15 protein-coding genes are annotated in these 17,192 nt (G+C 64.7%); 10 read left to right on the top strand and 5 right to left on the bottom strand.

What is annotated here, in order from left to right:
* Positions 1-16: 16 nt before the first annotated feature.
* Both IVB28_RS18435 and IVB28_RS18430 read right to left on the bottom strand, forming a co-directional pair.
* Complete coding sequence (locus IVB28_RS18435) at positions 17-1,213, bottom strand: acetyl-CoA C-acyltransferase (protein WP_247527983.1); 1,197 nt, start codon at positions 1,211-1,213, stop codon at positions 17-19.
* A 141-nt stretch (positions 1,214-1,354) separates the two neighbouring features.
* The gene (locus IVB28_RS18430) at positions 1,355-2,125 is read right to left on the bottom strand and encodes an enoyl-CoA hydratase (protein ID WP_247527981.1); all 771 of its coding nucleotides are present in this window, start codon (positions 2,123-2,125) and stop codon (positions 1,355-1,357) included.
* Between the two features lie 154 nt (positions 2,126-2,279).
* On the opposite strand from IVB28_RS18430, the gene IVB28_RS18425 reads away from it, so the two are divergent.
* A complete protein-coding gene (locus IVB28_RS18425) occupies positions 2,280-2,807 on the top strand; it encodes a PaaI family thioesterase (protein WP_247527979.1) in 528 nt (175 codons plus the stop codon).
* Positions 2,808-2,876: 69 nt separating this feature from the next.
* Positions 2,877-3,494 carry a TetR/AcrR family transcriptional regulator gene (locus IVB28_RS18420; RefSeq protein WP_247527978.1) on the top strand — a complete coding sequence of 206 codons (618 nt, stop codon included), beginning with the start codon at positions 2,877-2,879 and terminating at the stop codon, positions 3,492-3,494.
* A gap of 9 nt (positions 3,495-3,503) precedes the next feature.
* Here IVB28_RS18420 and IVB28_RS18415 read toward each other — a convergent pair whose 3' ends face one another.
* Positions 3,504-4,418 carry a LysR family transcriptional regulator gene (locus IVB28_RS18415; RefSeq protein ID WP_247527977.1) on the bottom strand — a complete coding sequence of 305 codons (915 nt, stop codon included), beginning with the start codon at positions 4,416-4,418 and terminating at the stop codon, positions 3,504-3,506.
* A gap of 102 nt (positions 4,419-4,520) precedes the next feature.
* Between IVB28_RS18415 and IVB28_RS18410 the strand changes: the two genes are divergently transcribed.
* The 8 genes from IVB28_RS18410 to IVB28_RS18375 all read left to right on the top strand — a co-directional run bounded on the left by IVB28_RS18410 (position 4,521) and on the right by IVB28_RS18375 (position 13,973).
* On the top strand, positions 4,521-6,017 hold the full coding sequence (locus IVB28_RS18410; protein WP_247527976.1) for a CoA-acylating methylmalonate-semialdehyde dehydrogenase: 1,497 nt from the start codon (positions 4,521-4,523) through the stop codon (positions 6,015-6,017).
* A 154-nt stretch (positions 6,018-6,171) separates the two neighbouring features.
* Complete coding sequence (locus tag IVB28_RS18405; protein WP_247527975.1) at positions 6,172-7,317, top strand: isobutyryl-CoA dehydrogenase; 1,146 nt, start codon at positions 6,172-6,174, stop codon at positions 7,315-7,317.
* On the top strand, positions 7,314-8,384 hold the full coding sequence (locus tag IVB28_RS18400; RefSeq protein ID WP_247527974.1) for an enoyl-CoA hydratase/isomerase family protein: 1,071 nt from the start codon (positions 7,314-7,316) through the stop codon (positions 8,382-8,384). Before IVB28_RS18405 ends, IVB28_RS18400 begins: the two co-directional genes overlap by 4 nt.
* A 4-nt stretch (positions 8,385-8,388) precedes the next feature.
* On the top strand, positions 8,389-9,297 hold the full coding sequence (mmsB, locus tag IVB28_RS18395) for a 3-hydroxyisobutyrate dehydrogenase (RefSeq protein ID WP_346730747.1): 909 nt from the start codon (positions 8,389-8,391) through the stop codon (positions 9,295-9,297).
* A gap of 125 nt (positions 9,298-9,422) precedes the next feature.
* Entirely contained in the window at positions 9,423-11,138 is a 1,716-nt protein-coding gene (locus tag IVB28_RS18390) for an AMP-binding protein (RefSeq protein WP_247527972.1), read from the top strand.
* The gene (locus IVB28_RS18385) at positions 11,139-11,615 is read left to right on the top strand and encodes a MaoC family dehydratase (RefSeq protein WP_247527971.1); all 477 of its coding nucleotides are present in this window, start codon (positions 11,139-11,141) and stop codon (positions 11,613-11,615) included.
* A 226-nt stretch (positions 11,616-11,841) separates the two neighbouring features.
* Positions 11,842-12,759, top strand: a complete 918-nt coding sequence (locus IVB28_RS18380) for an SDR family NAD(P)-dependent oxidoreductase (RefSeq protein WP_247527970.1) — start codon at positions 11,842-11,844, stop codon at positions 12,757-12,759.
* Entirely contained in the window at positions 12,756-13,973 is a 1,218-nt protein-coding gene (locus IVB28_RS18375) for a TIGR03862 family flavoprotein (RefSeq protein ID WP_256467008.1), read from the top strand. Before IVB28_RS18380 ends, IVB28_RS18375 begins: the two co-directional genes overlap by 4 nt.
* Positions 13,974-14,297: 324 nt before the next feature.
* Here IVB28_RS18375 and IVB28_RS18370 read toward each other — a convergent pair whose 3' ends face one another.
* Both IVB28_RS18370 and IVB28_RS18365 read right to left on the bottom strand, forming a co-directional pair.
* Entirely contained in the window at positions 14,298-15,377 is a 1,080-nt protein-coding gene (locus tag IVB28_RS18370; protein ID WP_247527966.1) for a D-TA family PLP-dependent enzyme, read from the bottom strand.
* Positions 15,378-15,380: 3 nt separating this feature from the next.
* Positions 15,381-17,192 carry an ATP-binding cassette domain-containing protein gene (locus IVB28_RS18365; RefSeq protein ID WP_247527964.1) on the bottom strand — a complete coding sequence of 604 codons (1,812 nt, stop codon included), beginning with the start codon at positions 17,190-17,192 and terminating at the stop codon, positions 15,381-15,383.

Raw genomic sequence — 17,192 nt, 5'->3', positions numbered from 1 at the left:
TTTCTGACATCGACGATCAGTGAGCCGGCCGCTCGATGGCGATTGCCGTTGCTTCGCCGCCGCCGATGCACAGCGCCGCGATACCGCGCTTGAGGTTCTGCGCCTCGAGTGCATGCAGCAGCGTCACGATCAGCCGTGCGCCGGTGGCGCCGATGGGATGGCCGAGCGCGCAGGCGCCGCCGTTGACGTTAAGCTTCTCGCGGGGAATGCCGAGGTCGCGCTGCGCCGCCATCGCGACCACGGCGAAGGCTTCGTTGATCTCGAACAGATCGACATCGCCGGCGCTCCAGCCGACCTTGTCGAGCAGCTTGCGGATCGCCGGGATCGGTGCCGTGGTGAACCATTGCGGCTCCTGGCTGTGGGTAGCGTGGCCCTTGATCTCGGCCAGCGCAGGCAGCCCATTGCGATCGGCGAGCGACCGCTTGGTCAGCACCAGCGCGGCGGCGCCGTCGGCGTTAGCGGAGGAAGCCGCCGGCGTAATGGTGCCGTTGGCGCGGAATGCCGGCTTCAGCCCGGGGATCTTTGCGGGATCGACCTTCAGCGGATGCTCGTCATTGGCGACGATGCGGGGCCCTGCCTTCTCGGTCAACGTGATCGGCGCGATCTCGGCCTTGAACGCGCCGCCCTCGACCGCCTTGCGCGCGCGGCTGAGCGTCTCCATCGCATAGGCGTCCTGGTCCTTGCGGGTGAACTGGTAGGCCTCCGCGGTGGCTTCGCCGAAATCGCCCATGGAACGGCCGGTCTCGTAGGCGTCCTCCAAGCCGTCCATCATCATGTGGTCGATGATGCGGTCGTGACCGGCGCGATAGCCGCCGCGGGCCTTGGCGAGGAGATACGGCGCGTTGCTCATGCTCTCCATGCCGCCGGAAACGACGAATTCGGCCGAGCCGGCCCGGATGATGTCGTGCGCCAGCATGGTCGCCTTCATGCCGGAGCCGCAGACCTTGTTGACCGTGGTGGCGCCCGTGGCATCGGGCAGACCCGCTGCCCGCGCAGCCTGGCGCGCGGGCGCCTGACCCTGGCCGGCCGGCAACACGCAGCCCATGAAGACCTCGTCGACCTTCTCGGGCGCAAGTTTGGCGCGCTCCAGCGCTGCGCCGATCACATGCGATCCGAGCTTGTGCGCGGCCAGGGGCGACAGCTCGCCCATGAAGCGGCCAAGCGGTGTGCGGGCGGCGGCGACGATGACGACGGGATCGGCGGCTTCGGCCATGGTGGAGCTCCCTAGGATGTCGGATAAGTAAGATTATGATCATCATATGATGCGGCGCAAAAAATGCAACCGCGCCCGGCATGAGAAATTGTCGTGGGTCGGATGAGATTTGCTCGTTCGATCGGACGAGGTGGAGAGCGCCTACCGCTTGCGATTGACAAACGCCTGCATCAGCCGCGTCGGCTCGTCGGTCAGGAACGATTGGCCGAACACCTTCACGCTCAAATTCACCGACTCCGTCAGCGGCAGCTCCTCCCATTGCCGCAGCAGCGCTTTCTGCGACCGCAGCGCCTCGGGGCCGCATTCGAGCAGGGCCTTCACGAGGTGCTCGACCTCGGCATCGAGCCCACCCTTGGGTGCGACCTTGTCGACCAGTCCCCAGGCGAGTGCCATCGGAGCATCGATGTTCTCCGCGGTCATCACCAGCCAGCGCGCGCGGGCCCAGCCGATCAGGCGTGGCAGGAGCGCTGCGTGGATCACCGAGGGGATGCCAACGCGCACCTCCGGCATGCCGAAACGTGCATCATGCGCTGCGACCCGGAAATCGCAGGCCGCGGCCACTTCGAGCCCGCCGCCGAGGCACCAGCCGGGCATCCGCGCGATCACCGGGGCAGGGAAGGCGCGCACGGCTTCGCAGAGATCGCGCAGGCGGCTGATGAAGGCTTCGGCCGATGTCTGGTCGAGCTTGGCCATCTCCTTGATGTCGGCGCCGCCGATCATGCTCTTCTCGCTCTGCCCGCGCAGCACCACGACTCGGATGCTGCGGTCGGATGCAAGCTGCTGCAGGCCTTCGCGCACGGCATCCGTCACGGGCGAGCCGAGAATGTTGAGGGAGCCGGCGTTGCAGATTGCGACATGAACGACGCCGCGCGGATCGCGTGTCACGCCGCAGTGGTGGTTGAGCATTTCCATGACGGGATCTCTGATTTTCGTGGACGTGCGTAAGGATACGCCGGTCGGGATCACTTCCGGGCCGAAACGCATTGGTTGTCAAGCGGTGGGGAGGCGGAGTTGCCAGTGTGAAGTCCGCAGGATAGTATGATATACATCATATTAAGGGACCGCCATGACCTGCAACGCTCAATTCGACCTGTTTTCGCCCGCGCAGCGGCGCGAGCGTGTGGTGGACTGGCAAGTGCCCGCGCCGGTCGCAAAGGCGGCCATGAAGCTGTCGGGTATGGATACCATGCTGGGCATCCGCGACGGACGGCTGCCGCCGCCGCCGTTCGCCAAGCTGATCGGTTTCACCGTGGCCGTGGTTGAACCGGGCCGGATCGTGATAGAACTCGAGCCGCGTGAAGATCTCGAAAATACCATCGGTCTGCTGCACGGGGCGACCGCCGCAGCGCTGATCGACACTGCCATGGGCTGCGCGATTTCGACCCGGTTGGAAGCTGGGCAGAGCTCGGTGACCCTCGACCTGAAGATGACGTTCCTGCGTCCGCTCTCGGTCCGTTCGGGGCTGATCTCGGCCGAAGGTAAAGTGATCAAGCTGGGACGCCAGACTAGCTACGCCGAGGGCTTTGTCCGCGACGGCAAGGGTGCGCTTGCGGTCCATGCAACTGCAACCTTTTCGATGATCGCAACGTCTTAACATGAATTAATGGACCGCCTGGTCCAGTTCTGTGTTATGAGATGATCTTCGACATTCAATGAGACCCGCATGCGCTATTCCCGGGAACACAAGCAGGAAACCCACGATCGGATCGTGAAGAAAGCCTCCGTGCGGCTGCGCGAAAAGGGCGCCCACGGCATCGGCGTCGCCGACCTCATGAAGGAAGCGGGCCTGACCCATGGCGGCTTCTACGCGCATTTCGATTCCCGCGAGGCGCTGGTGATCGAGGCGTTTGGCTACGCCATGGACCGCTCGATGGAGCACTGGCGCAAGCAGTCCGATCAGGTGACGCCGGAGAAGCAGCTCACCCAGATCGTCGAGACCTATCTTTCGACCGTGCATCGCGACAATCCCGGTCACGGCTGTTCGATTCCCGCGCTCGGCGCCGAGATCGCCCGCGAGAGCCCGAAGACGCGAAAGGCCTTTGCCGGCAAGCTCGACGAGATGATCGAGATGATCACCGACTTCATCCCAAATCTGCCGCGCAAGGCGGCGCGCAAGCAGGCGATCGCAACGCTGGCGACCATGGCCGGAACCATGCTGCTCGCGCGCATCGCCGGCTCGAGCGAATTGTCGGACGAAGTGCTCAAGACGGGCAAGGACTGCGCGCTGGATGGCGCGCGCCGTGAGCCGGTGAAGGCCGCAAAGAAGCCGAAGCAGAATTAACGATTGAGCCTACGAAGTCCGCCCCGCAAACAGCGCCCGTTCGCGCTCCACGATCTCGCCGATGTAATCCGCCACCGCCCTGATCCGCGCCAGATCCTTGCTGTCGGCGTGCATCAGCATCCAGAACGTCCGCGTGATCGATATCTCCTCCCGCAGCACGGCCACCAGCTGCGGATAGTCGCTCGCCATGAAGTGGGGCAGCACTGCGATGCCGAAGCCTGAGAGCGTGGCATTGAGCTGCGCAATCAGATTGGCGCTGCGAAGGCGCGCGGAGATCTTCGGCGACACCTGCGGCAGATAATCGAGCTCCGGCGTGAACAGCAACTCCTCGATGTAGCCGACGAAGCGGTGCTGTGTCAGGTCCTGCCGCGAGGTGATCTCAGGGAAACGGGCGAGATAGCCGGGTGCGGCGTAGAGGCCGAGGCGGTAGTCGAGCAGCTTGCGGCCGACGATGCGGCCTTCCTTCGGCATGGTCAGGCTGATGGCGATATCGGCCTCGCGCTTGGATAGACTGAACAGCCGTGCGGTGGCCACAAGTTGCAAATCGAGATCGGGATACCGGTCGGCGAAGCGCGCCAGCCGTGGCGCCAGGAAAGCGGTGCCGAACCCGTCGGGTGCGCCGATTCGTACTGTGCCGGTCAGGCGGGCCACCGAGCCGCCGACCTGCTCCTGGTTGGCGACGATGGTCGATTCCATCGCTTCCGCGCTGTCCGCGACGCGCTGGCCGGCCTCGGTGAGGAGGTACCCGGTCTTGCGCCGGTCGAACAGTTTTGCCGAGAGGTGCTTTTCCAGTCGGTCGACGCGGCGGATCACCGTGGCATGATCCACCCCGAGCTGTTTTGCCGCAGCCGAGACCGAGCCGCCCCGCACGATGGCCAGCACGAAGCGGAAGTCGTCCCAATCGATACCGCCTTGATCCGGCATTTTCGCACATCTATGGTGCATTATCTCAGACTTGAATCCTAATAAATGCAGGTCGATAGGATTTGTCAAAGCCTTCAAGCTCGGCCTCAAGGAGATCATTCCATGCGTTCAGTCGGACATTTCATCGGTGGCAAGGAGGTCAAGGGCACGTCGGGCCGGACGGCAGACGTTTTCGAGCCCATGACCGGTGACGTCCAGGCCAAGGTGGCGCTGGCGTCCAAGGCCGAGGTCGGTGCCGCCGTGGAGAACGCGCGCGCCGCACAGCCCGAATGGGCCGCGACCAACCCGCAGCGCCGCGCCCGCGTCATGATGAAATTCGTAGAGCTGGTTCAGCGCGACTACGACAAGCTCGCCGAGCTCCTGGCGCGCGAGCACGGCAAGACCGTGCCCGACGCGAAGGGTGACATCCAGCGTGGTCTCGAGGTCGCGGAATTCGCCTGCGGCATCCCGCATTTGATGAAGGGCGAGTACACCGAAGGCGCCGGCCCCGGCATCGACATCTATTCCATGCGGCAGGCCCTCGGCGTCGTCGCCGGCATCACGCCCTTCAACTTCCCCGCGATGATCCCGATGTGGAAGTTCGCGCCGGCGATCGCCTGCGGCAACGCCTTCATCCTCAAGCCGTCGGAGCGTGATCCCGGCGTGCCGATGCTGCTCGCCGAACTCATGATCGAGGCGGGCCTGCCGGCCGGCATTCTCAACGTCGTCAACGGCGACAAGGAAGCGGTCGATGCCATCCTCGACGACCCCGATGTCAAGGCCGTCGGTTTCGTCGGCTCGACGCCGATCGCGCAGTACATCTATGAGCGCGCCGCGCAAACCGGCAAGCGCTGCCAGTGTTTCGGCGGCGCCAAGAACCACGCCATCATCATGCCGGACGCCGACATGGATCAGGCCGTCGACGCCCTGATCGGCGCCGGCTACGGCTCGGCCGGCGAGCGCTGCATGGCCGTCTCGGTCGCCGTCCCCGTCGGCAAGTCCACCGCCGACCGCCTGATGGAAAAGCTGATCCCGCGCGTCGAGAGCCTCAAGATCGGCACCTCGATCGATCCGTCGGCCGATTACGGTCCGCTGGTGACGCGGGAGGCGGTCGAGAAGGTCAAGAGCTATATCGACATCGGCATCAAGGAAGGCGCGACGCTCGCCGTGGACGGCCGTGGCTTCAAGATGCAGGGCTACGAGAACGGCTTCTATCTCGGCGGTTCGCTGTTCGACAACGTCACCAAGGACATGCGGATCTACAAGGAAGAGATCTTTGGCCCCGTGCTCTCGGTCGTGCGTGCGCACGACTACAAGGAAGCGCTGGCGCTGCCGTCGGAGCATGATTATGGCAACGGCGTTGCGATCTTCACCCGCGACGGCGATGCCGCGCGCGACTTCGCGGCCAAGGTCAATGTCGGCATGGTCGGGATCAACGTGCCGATCCCGGTGCCGATCGCCTATTACACCTTTGGCGGCTGGAAGAAGTCGGGCTTTGGCGATCTCAATCAGCACGGTCCGGACTCGGTCCGCTTCTACACCAAGACCAAGACGGTGACCTCGCGGTGGCCGTCCGGCGTCAAGGAAGGCGCGGAGTTCTCGATCCCGCTGATGAAGTGATCTCGTCCACCGTCATTGCGAGGAGCTCGTGACAAAATTGCGTAGCAATTTTGCACTGATGCGACGAAGCAATCCAGACTGTCTTCGCGGAGGGATGCTGGATTGCTTCGCTGCGCTCGCAATGACGAACGAATAAAGGCGACAGGCGGCAACGATGCAGTTCGCTCTGAACGAGGATCAGATCGCAGTCCGCGACATGGCGTTGGCGTTTGCGGCGGAAAAAATCGCGCCGCACGCGCTGCGCTGGGACGAGGAGAAACATTTTCCCGTCGATGTGATGCGCGAGGCCGCTAGGCTCGGGATGGGCGGCATCTACATCCGCGACGACGTCGGCGGCTCCGCCATGACACGGTTTGACGCCGCGCTGATCTTCGAGGCGCTGGCGACGGGCTGCCCGACCACCTCGGCCTTCATCTCCATCCACAACATGGCGAGCTGGATGATCGATGCCTTCGGTAGCGACACCCAGCGCCACAAATGGCTGCCAAAGCTCTGCTCCATGGAGCTGATTGCGAGCTATTGCCTGACCGAGCCGGGCGCCGGCTCGGACGCGGCGGCGCTGCGCACGCGCGCGGTGCGTGACGGCGACCATTACGTTCTCAACGGTCAGAAGCAGTTCATCTCGGGCGCCGGCGGCACGGATCTGCTGGTTGCGATGGTGCGCACGGGCGGCGACGGTCCCGGCGGCATCTCGACCCTCGTCATCGACGGCAAGACGTCGGGCGTCTCCTTCGGCGCCAACGAGCGCAAGATGGGCTGGAACGCGCAACCGACCCGCGCCGTAATGTTCGAAAACGCCCGCGTGTCGGTCGCCAACCGCCTCGGCGAGGAGGGCATCGGGTTCAAGATCGCGATGGCCGGTCTCGACGGCGGCCGCCTCAACATCACGGCATGCTCGCTCGGTGGCGCGCAGACCGCGCTCGACAAGGCGCGCAGCTACATGAGGGAGCGCAAGGCGTTCGGAAAGCGGCTCGACGAATTCCAGGCGCTGCAATTCCGCCTCGCCGACATGGCGATCGAGCTCGAGGCTGCACGGACGTTCCTCTGGCGCGCCGCCGCCGCGCTCGATCGCAAGGACCCTGATGCCACCATGCTGTGTGCGATGACCAAGCGGTTCGGCACCGATGTCGGTTTCGAGGTCGCCAATCACGCCCTCCAGCTCCACGGCGGCTACGGCTACTTAAGCGAATACGGCATCGAGAAGATCGTGCGCGATCTGCGCGTGCACCAGATCCTCGAAGGCACCAATGAAATCATGCGGCTGATCGTGGCGCGCAAACTGATCGAGGGCGCGCGATGAATGCGGTGGAAGAGGGCGATCTGGTCGCTCGTGTCGAGGGCGCCGCCGGCATCATCAGGCTCAATCGTCCCAAGGCGATCAACGCCGTGACTCTGGAGATGTTTCGCGACATCGACAAGGCGCTCGATCGCTTCGAGGCTGATCCTGAAGTCGCTGTGATCCTGCTGGAGGGCGCCGGCGAGCGCGGCCTTTGCGCGGGCGGCGACATCCGCGCGCTCTGGGAAAGCTCGAAGGCCGGTGGCGACCTCGGCAAAATCCTCTGGCGGGAAGAATACATCCTCAACGCCCGCATCAAGACATTTCCGAAGCCCTATGTCGCGCTCATGGACGGCATCGTGATGGGCGGCGGCGTCGGTCTCTCCGCACATGCGAGCCATCGTGTCGTCACCGATCGCACCAAGCTCGCAATGCCTGAGGTCGGGCTCGGCTTCTTCCCCGATGTCGGCGGTACCTATCTGTTGTCGCGCTCGCCTGGCGAGATCGGCACTTACTTTGGCCTCACCGGCCAGACCATGAACGGGCCCGACGCCATTCATGCGAAATTCGCCGATTCCGTGGTGCCGGGGGCCAAATGGCCGGAGCTGCGCGAGGCACTGACCCGGGCTCGTTCGGGCGTCACCGCGGCCGACGTCAGCAAGCTCATCAACGGTGTCGCGACCGGCGAGACCGCTGGGCCGGTCGCCGCCAAGAAGCCGATCATCGATGCTTTGTTTGGCTTCGACCGCATGGAAGACATCTTCGCGGCACTGAAGCGCGATGGCTCCGAGTTCGCGCTGGCCACGTTGAAGACGCTGAACGAAAAATCGCCGCGCGGCATGGTGGTGACGCTGAAACTGTTGCGACTGGCGCGTACCGCCTCGAGCCTGGAAGAGTGTCTGGTGCGGGAATACCGCGCCGCGCTGGAGGTGTTTCGTAGCGACGATTTCCGCGAGGGCGTGCGCGCCGCCGTGATCGACAAGGACCGCACCCCGACCTGGTCGCCGGCGCGGGTCGAGGATGTGACGCCGCAGATGCTTGCGCCGTATCTCGCGGAGATCGGCGCCGACGAGCTGAAGTTCAATTCATAACGTCATTCAAGCGGAGGAAACGACAATGGCCACGATCGCATTCATTGGTCTGGGCAACATGGGCGGCCCGATGGCGGCCAATCTGGTCAAGGCGGGCCACAAGGTGGTGGCGTTCGATCTCGTCGAGGCCTCGCGCGCGCAAGCCAAGGCGGACGGAGCCGGCATTGCCGACAGCGCGCCGGACGCGGTGAAGGGCGCCGATGTCGTCGTCACCATGCTGCCGGCTGGCAAGCATGTGCTCGGCGTCTGGAACGAGGTCGTTCCCGCGATGGCCAAGGGCGCGCTGATCATCGATAGCTCCACCATCGACGTCGAGAGCTCGCGGCAGGCGCATATGCTGGCGGCGAAGCACGGCGTGCTCTCGGTCGACGCACCGGTCTCCGGCGGCACCGGCGGTGCCAAGGGCGCGACGCTCACTTTCATGTGCGGCGGCGAGGAGATTGCATTTGCGGCGGCAAAGCCCGTGCTGGAGAACATGGGCAAGAAGATCGTTCATTGCGGCGGCGCTGGCGCAGGCCAGGCGGCCAAGATCTGCAACAACATGATCCTGGGCATTTCCATGATCGCGGTCAGCGAGGCCTTCGCGCTCGGCGAGAAACTAGGGCTCTCGCATCAGGCGCTGTTCGACGTCGCCTCGACCTCGTCGGGCCAGTGCTGGTCGCTGACGACCTATTGCCCGGTGCCGGGCCCGGTGCCGACCTCCCCGGCGAACAACGATTACAAGCCGGGCTTCGCCTCGGCGCTGATGGTGAAGGATCTGACGCTGGCCCAGGACGCTGCCAAGGCCGCAGGCGCTGCGACGCCGCTCGGCAAGCATGCGCAGGAGATCTATCAGTCTTTCGACGCAGCCGGCCAGGGTGGGGTGGATTTTTCGGGAATTATCAAGCACGTTCGCAGCCTCGCTGGAAAATAGCGGGGCTTCGTAGCCCCGGGAGGAGCAAAGCGAAATCCGGGCGGCCTCCACCGGGGTGACGACCCCCGGATTGCGCTTCGCGCCATCCGGGTTACGCTCGAACGCTCATTCGACGGGCCCGGATCATGACGACATTTTTGGAAGCGCGCGCGTTCCTCCTGGAACATCGGACAGACTACGAGGCCGCGGTCAAAGGCTTCCGCTGGCCGGATCCGGTTCCGTTCAATTGGGCCCTCGACTGGTTCGACGAGCTTGCAAAGCATGCCGACGCCAAGGACCGCCCCGCGCTCTGGATTGTCGATACCGCACAGGACAAACAGACAAAACTCTCTTTCGCGGTACTCTCGAAGCGCTCGAACCAGGTCGCCAACTTTCTCCGCGCGCAGGGCCTGCAGCGCGGCGATCACCTGTTGCTGTTGCTTGGCAATGTGGTTCCGCTGTGGGAGACGATGCTGGCGGCGATGAAGCTCGGCGTCGTCGTGATCCCCGCGACCACGCTGCTCACTGCGGACGAGCTGCGCGACCGACTCGATCGCGGCAAGGCGAAGGCGGTCGTCGCCGCGCAAGATCAGGTCGCGAAATTCGCAAGCCTGGGCGCGGAGAACGTCGTTCGCATCGTGGTCGGGGCTACCACCGACGGATGGCTTTCATACGATGATGCAGCGACGGCTGCGGAGAGCTTTGAGGCCGACGCTCCGACCAATGCCGACGACCCCATGCTGCTTTATTTTACCTCGGGCACAACGGCGAAACCGAAGCTGGTCCGGCACAGCCAGCGCAGCTATCCCGTCGGGCATCTGTCGACCATGTACTGGATCGGGCTGAAGCCCGGCGACGTGCATCTCAACATCTCTTCGCCCGGCTGGGCCAAGCACGCCTGGAGCTGCTTCTTCGCACCGTGGAATGCGGGCGCCACCGTGTTCGTCGTCAACCAGCCCCGCTTCGACGCTAAGGGCCTGCTTGCCACGATCGGCAGCTGCGGCGTCACCACGCTGTGCGCGCCGCCGACCGTGTGGCGGCTGTTCATTCAGGAGAATCTCGCATCGTTCAAGGTGGCCTTGCGCGAGGTCTGCGGCGCCGGTGAGCCGCTGAACCCCGAAGTGATCGACCAGGTGCGGGCGGCCTGGGGCCTCACCATCCGCGACGGCTACGGTCAGACCGAAACCACTGCGCTGGCTGGCAACTCGCCGGGCCAGAAGATCAAGATCGGCTCGATGGGCCTGCCGCTGCCTGGCTATCGCGTTCAGATCAGCGACGCCGATGGCAACCCGGCGAAGGAGGGCGAGGTGACGCTGCTGCTCGGCAATGAGCGCCCCGCCGGCTTGATGCAGGGCTATCAGGGCGAGGACGGCAAGCTGTCCGGAGCCGAGGGCGAGCTCTATCGCAGCGGCGATGTCGTGTTCGAGGACGAGGAGGGCTATCTCACCTTCGTCGGCCGTTCCGACGACGTGTTCAAATCGTCGGATTACCGCATCAGCCCGTTCGAGCTCGAGAGCGTCCTGCTCGAGCACGAGTTCGTCGCGGAAGCCGCGGTGGTGCCAAGCCCGGATCCGATCCGCCTTGCCATCCCCAAGGCGTTCGTGCTGCTGACCTCGGGCGCAGAGCGCTCGCCGGAGACGGCGCTCTCGATCTTCAAGCATCTGCACGCCCGCCTTGCGCCGTTCAAGCGCATCCGCCGCCTCGAAATCGTCACTGAACTGCCGAAGACGATCTCTGGCAAAATCCGCCGGGTGCAGCTACGACGGCTCGAACGCGATGATGATCGCGACGATCCGCTGCGCGGCCGCGAATTCCGCGAGGAGGATTTTCCCGAGCTGCCGAAAACACGGAGTGAGACCTAAGTGAACCAAATCTGGAAGTCGGCGCCGATTACGCTGGAAGCCTATCAGGCCATGGTCGGCAAGGAGATCGGCGTGTCGTCCTGGCATCTGATCGACCAGCCCCGCATCGACACCTATGCCGACGTGACCGAGGATCACCAGTTCATCCACGTCGATCCTGAGAAGGCGAAGGCGACCGCGTTCGGCACCACCATCGCGCACGGCTTCCTGACGATGTCGATGTTGTCGGTGATGTCCTACGAGGTGATGCCGGCGATTGCGGGCACCACGATGGGCGTGAACTATGGCTTCGACAAGCTGCGCTTCATCTCGCCGGTGCGTTCGGGCAAACGCGTCCGCGGCCGTTTCGTGCTGACGGAAGCCAAGCTGCGCAAGCCGAACGAATTGCAGTCCCGCACCAACGTGGCCGTGGAGATCGAAGGTGAGGACAAGCCGGCGCTGGTCGCGGACTGGCTGGGGTTGATCTATTTCGCCTAAATCCACCCGTTTTGGCCGGGCTTGACCCGGCAATCCATCGCTGCTCAAAAGCGATCCAATGTCGGAGCTTCCCTCTCCCCTTGTGGGAGAGGGTGCCTCGCGAAGCGAGGCGGGTGAGGGGTCTCTCTCCGCGAATTCATCTGCCGGAGAGAGACCCCTCATCCGGCGCTTCGCGCCACCTTCTCCCACAAGGGGAGAAAGGGAAGGGAAGAACAGGACTTAACTCATGGCAATCAGGTTCGACGGACGTGTCGCCATCGTCACCGGCGCCGGCAATGGTCTCGGACGGGCGCATGCGCTGGGATTGGCCAGCCGTGGCGCGAAAGTGGTGGTCAATGATTTTGGCGGCGCGCGTGATGGCAGCGGCGGCTCGCTCTCTCCGGCGGAAGCCGTGGTCGAGGAGATCCGCAAAGCCGGTGGCACCGCGATGGCCGATGGTGCCGACGTCTCCAATTTCGAGCAGGTCACCGCGATGGTCGAGCGCGCCACCAGGGAGTGGGGCGGCGTCGACCTGTTGTGCGCCAATGCCGGCATCCTGCGCGACAAATCGTTCGGCAAGATGGAGGCCGCCGATTTCCAGAAGGTGCTCGACGTGCACCTCGTCGGCACCTTCTACTGCTGCAAGGCGGCCTGGGCCGGCATGCGCGATCGCAATTACGGGCGCATCGTGCTGACCACGTCGTCCTCCGGCCTCTATGGCAATTTCGGCCAGGCCAATTACGGCGCTGCGAAATCCGGCATGGTCGGCCTGATGAACGTACTCGCCGAGGAAGGCCGCAAGAGCAACATCCGCGTCAACATCATCTCGCCGACGGCGGCGACCCGCATGACCGAGGAGCTGCTGCCGCCGCAGGCGCTGCAGCTGATGAAGCCGAACGCGATCACGCCCGCGGTCGAGTACATGCTGAGCGAGGACGCGCCGACCCGCACCATCATGGGCGCCGGCGCCGGCTCGTTCGCCGTGATCAAGATCGTGGAGAGCGAGGGCATCAACCTGCCGGAGTCCGAATGGACACCGGACGCGGTCGCCGCGCATTTCGCCGAGATCAGCGACATGTCGAAGGCCAAGGCGCTGCAGGGCGCGTTCGAGCAGACGCAGAAATACGTCGCGCAGGCCGCGGCGCGGGCGGGGATAAAACTCTGACAGCCGTCGCCGTCATCGGCGCCGGCCCGGCCGGGCTGATGGCGGCCGAGGTGCTTGCGCTGGGCGGCGCCCGCGTCACCGTTTGTGATGCGATGCCGTCCGCCGGCCGTAAATTCCTGATGGCGGGCCGGGGTGGACTCAATCTCACCCACAGCGAGCCGCTGCCGCAGTTCATGGCGCGCTATCGCGAGACGGCACCGAGGCTGCAAGCTGCGATCGAGGCGTTTTCGCCTGAGGCGTTGCGGGCGTGGAGCGAGGCGCTGGGCGAGCCGACCTTCGTCGGCACCAGCGGCCGGGTGTTTCCAAAAGCGTTCAAGGCTTCGCCTTTGCTGCGCGCCTGGCTGCGGCGCCTCGACGCCAGCGGCGTACGATTTGCCTTCCGTCATCGCTGGACCGGATGGGACGATGAGGGGCGGCTGCTGTTTCGAACGCCGAATGGCGAGGCGGCCGTCGTTGCCAACGCCACGGTCCTCGCGCTCGGCGGTGCGAGCTGGCCGCGGCTCGGGTCGGATGGCGGCTGGGTCGAACGCCTCGCTGCAAAAGGCATTGCCATTTCAAAACTGCGGCCAGCCAATTCCGGCTTCACGGTCGCATGGTCCGACGTCTTCCGAAGCAGTTTTGAGGGGCAGCCGCTCAAAGGCGTAGCGCTGACGGTTGGTGCACACACGGTGCGCGGCGAAGCGATGATCACGCGGTGCGGCATCGAAGGCGGCGCGATCTATGCGCTGTCGGCGGAGTTGCGGGAGGCGGTGCTGCGTCTCGGGCAGGCGACGCTGATGATCGCATTGCGGCCCGACCTCGACGCCGCCACTCTGACCACGCGGCTATCAGGCATGCGCGGCAAGCAATCGCTGGCGAATTTCCTGCGCAAGGCGGCGCAATTGTCGCCGGTCGGCATCGGCCTGATGCAGGAGGCCGCCATCGCATCCGGCCGGCCGCTGGCTACGTTCTCGCCGGCCGAGCTTGCGCAGCTCGTGAACGCAATTCCCGTTCAGCTCACGGGCGTTGCCCCGATTGATCGCGCGATCTCGACCGCGGGCGGAATTGCCTTCAATGAGCTCGACGAACACTTCATGCTGCGCAAACAGCCGGGCGTGTTCGCTGCCGGCGAGATGCTGGACTGGGAAGCGCCGACCGGCGGCTATCTGCTGCAGGCATCGTTCGCGACGGGGGCCGCCGCGGGTAGGGGCGTGCTGGCGTGGCTCAACCGCTAAAGCGCGATGCGATTAGGATGAATCGTCATCGCGTTTTAGGTTGTTGTTTGAGCATGATCTTTTCGGAAAATCGCTGCGCACTTTTCCGGATCATGCTTTAACCACCGTCAGCGCGAGCGCAGCGAAACAATCCAGATTACCTCTTCAGAAATAGCCTGGATTGCTTCGTCGCAAGAGCTCCTCGCAATGATGGCTGACCGAGCGCAGTCCTCCCGAAAACTCGTACGGTGGGCAAAGGGGGGCGAAAGCGCCGTGCCCACGATCTTTCGCAGTTGCGACGAGAAGTCGTGGGCACGATACGCTTTGCCCACCCTGCGGCAGCTGTTATCGCAGCTTCCCGCGCGCGGCGACCGGCAGCGTGCCGATGATCTCCTCGCCGCGGACCATCACGACCTCGTCCATCATGTTGACGACGACGCAGACGTGGTTCGGCACGATGCGGACGACGTCGCCGACATTGGGGCGCGTGTTGCTACGGGAGAGATCCAGGAAGCCGTGCTCCTCGGCAAAGCGCGCGATCTTGGCTTCGGGGTGCTCCAGGATCAGGCCGTGGCCGTCGAGCCCGCCGGTGTCTGAGGTCAGCGTCTTCGAGCCGGCATCGAGGATGCCGCGCTCGGGCGCGGCGCGGCTCACGACTGTCGAATAGATGTGCAGCGCGCAGTCGTCCCAGCTGGCGACGCCGGCCGCGACCTGCATGCGGTCGTTGTAGATGTAGGTGCCGAAGCGGTGCTCGGTGCCGCCCTTGAGCTTGCCGAGATTCTTCAGGTTCGGCGTGCCGCCGGTCGAGACGATCTTTGCATCGAGCCCATGCGCGCGCACGCCGGCCAGCGCCTCGTCGTAGAACTTCTGCGCGTCAGCCCAGCCTGTTTCAGTCGGATACATCATGAAGCCGGCGAACTGCAGCCCCTTCGAGGCTGCGATCTCGCGCGCCAGCGCAATGGCTTCAGCCGGCGTCTCGACACCGGCGCGCTTGCGGCCGGTATCGCATTCGACCACGACGGACAGCGGACGGCCCGACGCCGCGGCGGCTTTCGGCAGGCCGGCAACGACGGTCGAATTGTCGGCGGCGACCGTCATGTTGGCCTTGGCCTGGAGCGCGCCGAGCCGCGCCATCTTCTCTTCGCCAAGGAGATTGTAGCTGATCAGGATGTCGTCGATGCCCGCGTTGGCCATGATCTCGGCTTCACCGAGCTTCTGGCAGGTGATGCCTTTCGCGCCGGCCGCGACCTGCATCTTCGCGATGGTTGGGTTCTTGTGCGTCTTGATGTGCGGGCGGTTGGCAATTCCCGTCTCGTCGCAGGCTTTCTGGATTCGTGCGATGTTGCGCTCGACCCTGTCCATGTCGATGACCGCGCAGGGGGTGCCATATTCGCGAGCGATCTTGGCGGCGAGGGTGGTTGTCATGGGTTAAGCCTGTTCAATTTCTTCGCGAAGCATTTCAAGATCGAGCCAGCGTTCTTCGGCGGCGGACAATTCTTCATGCGCCTTGGCGATCGCAGCGGAGGTGTCGTCGAATTTCTTGCGATCCCTGGTGTAGAGGTTGGGATCGTCGAGCACGCGCTGCAGCTTGGCGATATCGGCCTGCAGCGTCTCCATCTTCTTCGGTAGAGTCTCCAGCGCATGCTTCTCGTTGAAGCTCAGCTTCCGCTTGGCCGAGGAGGCGGGAGCGGCCGGCCGCTCCTCTTTCTTCTCCGCCGGGGCCTGCGCCTTTGCGGTCTCGCGCTTGAGGTCCGCACCGCGCTGCGCCAGCATGTCGCTGTAGCCGCCGGCGTATTCGACCCATTTGCCGTTGCCCTCCGGGGCGATCACCGAGGTGACGACGCGGTCGAGGAAGTCGCGGTCGTGGCTGATCAGGATAACGGTGCCGTCGTAATCGCCGAGCATCTCCTCGAGCACGTCGAGCGTTTCGAGATCGAGATCGTTGGTTGGCTCGTCCAGCACCAGGAGGTTCGACGGCTTTGCCAGCGCGCGCGCCAGCATCAGCCGGCCGCGCTCGCCGCCGGAGAGGACTTCCACCGGCGTGCCGCGCTGCTCCTGTGCGAACAGGAAGTCCTTCATGTAGCCGACCACGTGCTTCGGCTTGCCGCCGACCATGATTTGATCGCCGCGCCCGCCGGTGAGCGCTTCCGCGAGGGTCGATTTGGGATCGAGGCTTTCGCGGTGCTGGTCGAGCGTCGCCGTCTCCAAATTGGCGCCGAGACGTATCGTGCCGGAATCCGGCTGCATGCCACCGGTGAGCAGATTGACCAGCGTGGTCTTGCCGGCGCCGTTCGGCCCGATGATGCCGAGGCGATCGCCGCGCTGGATGCGGGTCGAAAAATTCTCGACGATCTTGCGTTCGCCATAGGCCTTGGTGACGCCCTTCGCCTCGATCACCAGCTTGCCCGACTGCTCCGCTTCGGCCGCCGCGAGACTGGCGGTGCCGGCGGTGCCGCGATAGTTGCGGCGCTGGTCGCGCAGCGTGTGCAGATTGGCGAGCCGCTTGACGTTGCGCTTGCGCCGGCCGGAGACGCCGTGGCGCAGCCAGTGCTCTTCGTCGACGATCTTGCGGTCGAGCTTGTGCTGGTCGCGCTCTTCCTCTGCCAGCACCTCGTCGCGCCAGGTCTCGAACGAGGCAAAGCCGCGGTCGATCTGCTTGATCCTGCCGCGGTCGAGCCACGCCGTGGAGCGCGACAAATTGGTCAGGAAGCGGCGGTCGTGGCTGATGATCACCAGCGCGCTGCGGCGGCTATCCAGCTCCTGTTCCAGCCACTCGATGGTGGAGAGATCGAGATGGTTGGTCGGCTCGTCCAGGAGCAAAATGTCGGGCGAGGGCGCAAGCACATAGGCCAGCGCCGCGCGACGGGCTTCTCCGCCGGAGACACTATGCGGGTTCTCCTCGCCCGTGAGCCCGAGCTGCTCCAAAAGATAGCGCGCCTGGTGCTGGTCGTCGCCGGGCGCGAGGCCGGACTCGACATAGGCCAGGGTGGTCTTGTGCTCGCCGAAATCCGGCTCCTGCGGCAAATAGCGCACGGTCGCTCCCGGCTGCACGAAGCGCATGCCGCCGTCGGGCTCGACAAGGCCGGCGGCGATCTTCAGCAGCGTCGACTTGCCCGAGCCGTTGCGGCCGATCAGGCAGACGCGCTCGGATGGCGCAACATTGAGCTCGACACCTGATAGCAGCGGCGTGCCGCCAAAGGTCAGCCTGATGTCTTTCAATTGGATCAGCGGCGGCGCCAT

This window comes from Bradyrhizobium sp. 199 (genome assembly GCF_023073355.1).
In the GTDB taxonomy this organism is placed as follows: domain Bacteria; phylum Pseudomonadota; class Alphaproteobacteria; order Rhizobiales; family Xanthobacteraceae; genus Bradyrhizobium.
This window is presented reverse-complemented; position numbering and strand designations above follow the sequence as displayed.